Raw genomic sequence first — 5,051 nt, forward strand, 5'->3', positions numbered from 1 at the left:
TTTTTCAAAAAGCGCGTTTCCTGAAGCTTTTTGAAAAAAGCTTCACCAAAACTTTCATCTTTATACAGATGCGTACCCATCGGGATATTTCTCTGTCCAGGCCAGGGCTGTTTCCACGATGGAATCCAGCTCATGAAACGTGCTTTTCCAGCCCGTCTCCCGTTGCAGCAAAGCGGAACTCGCCACCAGAACCGCCGGATCCCCTACCCTTCGCGGCGCCCAGCGCCAGTCAAGGCGACGCCCTGAAACCCGTTCGATACTTTGCACGACTTCAAGGTTTGAATACCTTTGCCATTGCCAATATTATACGTAACGCTCCGCTGCCCAATTGCCCCCATGGCGGCAAGGTGCGCGCGGGCCAGATCCGTTACATGTACATAATCACGGATACAGCTTCCATCTGGCGTGGGATAGTCGTTGCCGAACAGATCAAGGGATGGACGTTTTCCCAATACAGTCTGGATCGCCAGGGGGATGAGATGTGTTTCCGGATGATGATCCTCGCCAGCCCGCCCCCGGGGGTCCGCCCCGGCCGCATTAAAATAACGCAGGCACGCACTACGCAGCCCATATAACCTGTCAGCCCAGTACAGGGCCCGCTCAACCATGAGCTTGCTTTCCCCATAAGGGGAGGAGGGCGCAATGTGAGACGTTTCAGAAATAACCGTGTTTTCTGTATTGCTGAACAGAGCCGCCGTAGAAGAAAAAACAAACGCCGGAACCTTATGCCGCACGGCCAGTTCAATCAGTGTCAGGGCAGGCCCAACATTTTCACGCAGATACATGAACGGCGCGCGCATGCTTTCCGGGACAAGGGAGCGCGCCGCAAAATGCATGATCCCATCCCATGGGCCATCGCTCAGGACATCATCCACAAGTGCCGTGTTGGACAGATCCCCCATAATGAACCGGGCTTCAGGCGGAACGGCCTGCCGATGTCCGGTACTGAGATTATCCAGCACGACAACGTCATGCCCGGCATCCAGCAGCATCAGGACAACGTGGCTACCTATATATCCCGCACCTCCAGTAATGAAAAACCGCATTATCCCCCATCACGCACCGATCAATACTGGGTCAGGAACAGTATTCCCCGGATATATTACTAAACCCTTCCGGGCCCGGTAACATCTTCCCTACCACGCACCCATCAGACTGCCGGTCAGATCAGCCGATATGGTAATGAGGCTTCACACCATGGCAATTAGTGGCTGACCCGGCCCGCCTGCATTCCCGGTGACATGAGGGTATTGATCAGATTGAACGCCTTGTTGACTTTATTGGTCTTGGCGTTGGCAATATACAGCACGTCCTTGTTTTTCATGGGGAAATGTTCAGCAAGAAAATAGCTGGCCGGGTTGATCATATCCAGCTGGTACACGATGGGCATCCTGGTCTCCCCGGACGTAACGGGCAGGCCAAGACGCTGTGCTATATCGGCATCCTCATACCGGAACAGAAAGATGGCGTTTGGATCGGCCTGACTGTCCGCCGGACCGCCAACGCGCGCCAGAGCTTCAGCCAGATTGACAGTTGACGTATTGAAGGACGTTTCCGTAACTTCATGCGCGGCGCCAAAAGCCGTAAAGGTACGGGGTTCAATAATAAGCTGGATGCGGTCTCCCGCCTGAAGCAGGATATTCTGCGTAGGATCCTGTTCCAGATCCCGCAGCGATGTTTCAGCCTGATTGCCATGCCGGTCGAGCCGCACGATCGTGTCTTCAGGCTGCTGCATGCTCCCGCCGGCAAGAGCGATGGCGTCGATCAGGCGTTCCTGATGAAGTGTCAGCGGTATACGACCGGAACGTTTGACCGCACCGTAAACAATGACCGAATTTTCCAGATCCGTCTCGATCTTGACCATAACCTGGGGTGATTCCGACTTGCCCTTGAGCCGGTTCTGGATTTCAGCTTCAATCTGCTCGCTTGTCATGCCAGTAACATGCAGCAGACCAATATAGGGCAGGGTGATATCGCCATTCCCGTCCACCGGCACGGCGGAAATCAGGGTCGGCTTGGCTGAGGACGCGGGAGCGGACGTGATGGAACCCGTGGTAAAAACCCCTACACCCATTTCATAAATGGCGATATCCAGCGAATCACCCGGTCCGACGCGGTCGTTGGGGTGCGCCTTCGCGACCTCACTGGCCAGCATGGAGAAGGAGGGCGGCTTTTCACTATTCAGCAATGTTATGAGGTCGGGGCTGATCTGGACGATCCCATACCCGACCGAATTCTTCTTGGGGTCTTTCTGGGCGTGCTTGACTTCGGATTCCGTGGGGCCACTGTTGGGCAGCGTGTTGCATCCCGCAAGTCCCAGCCCAAGAAGCACCATCGCCACAATGGTGCCCTGAGCGGAAGACCTGGTCCGTTTTTTATGGATAGGCCCCACACCATGCGGGGCGACAGGCAAAGCATGCGGCTTGTTTTGCATCGCGATAAAAATCTTCCCTCAGCCGATGGAGCCGAAGCGTCCCTGATACTACACGGATACTGCGGTGTCTCCATTCCTGATGTCAGGCTTCAGACACACCCTACTTCAAGGAACCGCGCCATCAGATGGCGTGCTCCTTGATGCCGATGATCAGGAGACGACCAATCAGAAGCGTCACCATTCCACCCACGAATATGGCGACCACCATCAGCACGCCATGGGGATAAGTCGGAATGCTTGGCATATTCGGTTCGACAACCCGGACAATATAGACCTGCTGCCGCAGGGCTTCCGCGCGGGCATTCTGCAGCTCGGTCGCGGTCGCATTGTAATTGGTCTGGGCAAATTCACGCTCCAGCATCATCTGATCATAATCAGACACATTCAGTGCTATCTGTTTCTTCGTGCCCACCATATCGCGCTGCTGCTCGATCTGCTGGTCAAGGGCATGAATCCGCTCCTTGATGGTCTGCACCTGCGGACTGGCCGGGTCGATATACCGCAACATCTGGCTTAATTGCGTATCCGCCTGGGCCAGTTCCGTCTGCAATTGCGCGATGAGGGAAATACCCGCGATCGAGGATTGCTGGGGATCCAGATCGCCCGTTTTCTGGCGGAACGCCGTCAGGCGCTTCTGTATATCCCTGACCCGCTGTTCGGCCTCGGACATCTCGTCATCGACAACACTGATCGTGTTCCTGGAAACCCGGGCATTGAACTCGTTGATCCGCTGCTCCCCCAGTTCCAGAAGGATGCGCGTAATCTGCTCGGCATCATCCGGCCGGAAAGCACGGACGGCCAGGGACGTCACGCCGGTATCTTCATGGAAAACCACGTCAACATGACGAAGATAGTATTTCAGCAGTTTTTCTGGCGGTGGGGAGGCCCAGAACAGGCGCGAAACAAAATCCGTTCCCGGCCGGCGGAACATGCTCACCAGATCCAGACGTTTCTGCAACGCCGCAACCGCGTCATGGGATTTCATATAGGTATTGACGGCGAAGCCCTCGGCCAGCCCCGAACTGGCGGTCGCCACGCCCGCGCCTGCCATCATACCCATTCCAGCGCCACCGCCACCGGTTGAGCGCGTGGGCCGGCTGTCCTTTACTATGAACGCTGCCTCGGATTCATATTGTCCCGTTGCAATGAAACTATAGTAAAATGCCGCCAGTACCGTAGGCAACACGACTATAATAAAAAACGCTGCATGACGCCGCATAAAGGCAACCGTATCCCTGGCGCCAGATGAATCCAGATTAGTCATATCACCTCAGTACAGGCCAAACGCGAATAAAGCGTGATCTTCAGAAAATTATCCAAGATGAACATCTTTTCTGACTGCCCGCAGATACATCAATCCAACTACACTCAGGATCAGGCACCAACCTAAAATATAGACTGGAAACGTATAATCGCTGGTATAATCCTGAAACTGGCCCTCCCGGATAAGCTCGAACGCCTCCGTCGTGGGCCACCACGACATGTACCAGCGGAAAGGATCAGGCATTGTCTGCTGGATGGTAAAGGCCCCCGAAATCGGCAGGCACAGATAGGTCGCTGGATGAACCAGACGTTCAACCATGGTAGATTTCTCACTCGCCGCGGCGATCACCATCGAAAGTCCGAAGGCGAACCAGAACAGCATGAACAGCCCGGTCAGCATGAGCAGCGGCCGTTGGGGCAGGAAACCATAATCTATCGACTGCATCACGGTCGATAGCACCACAACCGCCAGAATGGTCGAGCCCAGTTCCAGAACGCCCCGCGCCAGCAGAACATCAAAGATTGTAATCATGCGATGGTACAGCAATGTCCTGTTACTTTCGATCGCATCGGACGCGCGATTGACGATCGAACGGAACAGAATAAAGCATGTATAGCCCGAGATGATGAACGATCCCGTCGGCATGCCATGATGCATGAATGGCCCGGACGATATATGCAGGATGGAAACGCCAATGGTCAGCATCGCCGGCTCAACAATAAGCCAGAAAAAACCAATATTATCCCTACCGAACCGCGTGTGTAATTCACGCACAATGAGCGCGCCAATCACCCGCATCTGCACAGACAGACCGTACAATAACTTTCCGGTTTCGGAATATCGCGAGGGATGTTCAGTCATGCATCAAGCGCCACTCAGTTCAGTCGAGGCGGAGTGGCCTCGTCGATACCGATCATGATTACGGTTCTACCTGCACCTGATAGCTCCACATCTCGCAGGGGTAAGGTTTGTTCTGGACATGAAAATTCTATTTTTGGCTTAATCCACTCTGGCTACCTTGTCGAGAGAGAACAAACGTTATCCGTATCTTTGTGGTGCTTATCATACCCGGAAGATATTTGAACATAAAGCGCGTATGGCCTTTTCCATGTCCGTATAAACCATCCTTCCCCACCAAGGTTCCAGACCATGGATAACGAAGAAGGCAACATGATGAACATCGACAGAGCAGGAGCGCGCGGCACCTGCTTTCCTGGTTGGACACTGAGGTCTTGCTTGCGTGTTATGAGAAAGTCTTCGGCATCATGCCACTCAGGCACAGACAACCGACCGGATATAACCAGGAATTTCGACTGTTTCCCGCCCTGCACCCCAAATAGCAAAAAGGCCGCT

General features: G+C 54.2%; 4 protein-coding genes and 1 pseudogene. All 5 read right to left on the reverse strand.

Going from position 1 to position 5,051, the window contains the following annotated elements; translation table 11 throughout:
- Positions 1 to 60 precede the first annotated feature (60 nt).
- Positions 61 to 1,046: pseudogene (gene galE, locus JCM25156_RS23050) on the reverse strand (UDP-glucose 4-epimerase GalE).
- A gap of 158 nt (positions 1,047 to 1,204) precedes the next feature.
- Positions 1,205 to 2,335, reverse strand: coding sequence for a polysaccharide biosynthesis/export family protein (locus JCM25156_RS09275; RefSeq protein WP_025812857.1), 1,131 nt, complete (start codon positions 2,333 to 2,335; stop codon positions 1,205 to 1,207).
- A gap of 220 nt (positions 2,336 to 2,555) precedes the next feature.
- Positions 2,556 to 3,494 carry a hypothetical protein gene (locus JCM25156_RS09280; protein WP_051577509.1) on the reverse strand — a complete coding sequence of 313 codons (939 nt, stop codon included), beginning with the start codon at positions 3,492 to 3,494 and terminating at the stop codon, positions 2,556 to 2,558.
- A 252-nt stretch (positions 3,495 to 3,746) separates the two neighbouring features.
- Positions 3,747 to 4,559, reverse strand: coding sequence for an ABC transporter permease (locus tag JCM25156_RS09285; protein WP_025812859.1), 813 nt, complete (start codon positions 4,557 to 4,559; stop codon positions 3,747 to 3,749).
- Between the two features lie 152 nt (positions 4,560 to 4,711).
- Positions 4,712 to 5,051 (reverse strand): hypothetical protein (locus JCM25156_RS30210; protein WP_206777861.1); only part of this gene is annotated, 340 nt, incomplete at its 5' end.

The organism is Komagataeibacter kakiaceti JCM 25156, from assembly GCF_000613305.1.